Origin of the sequence: Vibrio sp. SG41-7 (genome assembly GCF_014164465.1) — a bacterium.
GTDB classification, from domain to species: domain Bacteria; phylum Pseudomonadota; class Gammaproteobacteria; order Enterobacterales; family Vibrionaceae; genus Vibrio; species Vibrio splendidus.
Genome location: NZ_JACJFF010000322.1, coordinates 1 through 808, shown reverse-complemented (window position 1 = coordinate 808; position 808 = coordinate 1). Strand labels below are relative to the sequence as shown.

General features: G+C 47.3%; 1 protein-coding gene. It reads left to right on the top strand.

Going from position 1 to position 808, the window contains the following annotated elements; translation table 11 throughout:
* Window positions 1-79: 79 nt before the first annotated feature.
* A partial coding sequence (locus H5300_RS26915; RefSeq protein WP_182797378.1) for an IS5 family transposase occupies window positions 80-808 on the top strand: 729 nt, incomplete at its 3' end.

Genomic DNA, 808 nt, shown 5'->3' with positions numbered 1-808 from the left:
GGCTTTGTTGCGTAATTCAATGGAACTAAATCAAGAACCTACGATCTGATCAGCTACCTCCACCCTCTCTCGTAGCCCTATGCCTAAGCCTCGTTACAAAACAACCAACTGGAAGCAATACAACCAATCACTCATTAACCGTGGCTCTCTGACCTTTTGGATTGATGAAGAAGCAATAAGCGGATGGGCGCAAAGCAAACAGAATAAGCGCGGGAGGCCGCGTCGGTTCAGTGATTTAGCTATCACGACAGCACTCATGGTGAAACGAGTTTTTTCTATGCCATTGAGAGCGCTTCAAGGATTTATCGACTCGATATTTAGGTTAGCCCATGTACCGTTAAGTTGTCCGCATTACACCTGCATCAGTCGTAGAGCCAAGCAAGTTGAGGTTTCATTTAAGACTAAAACGAGAGGAGCGATACAGCACCTAGCTATTGATGCTACTGGCCTTAAGGTTTATGGCGAAGGTGAATGGAAAGTCAAAAAACATGGGACGGATGGCAAGCGTAGAGTCTGGCGAAAGCTTCATATTGCCGTCGATACCAACACTCATGAGATCATTGCCGCCGAGCTAAGTTTATCGACGGTTACAGATGGAGAAGTACTCCCTAACTTACTGAAACAAACACACCGAAGTATTCTTGAGGTGTCTGGTGATGGCGCTTACGACACGAGAGCGTGTCACGCTGCTATTAAGATTAAGGGAGCCATTGCGCTTATTCCCCCAAGAGAAGGGGCAGCCTTCTGGGAGCGTGGTCACCCTCGAAATCTCGCCGTGGGTTGCCAGAAATTATACGGCTCAAATAAG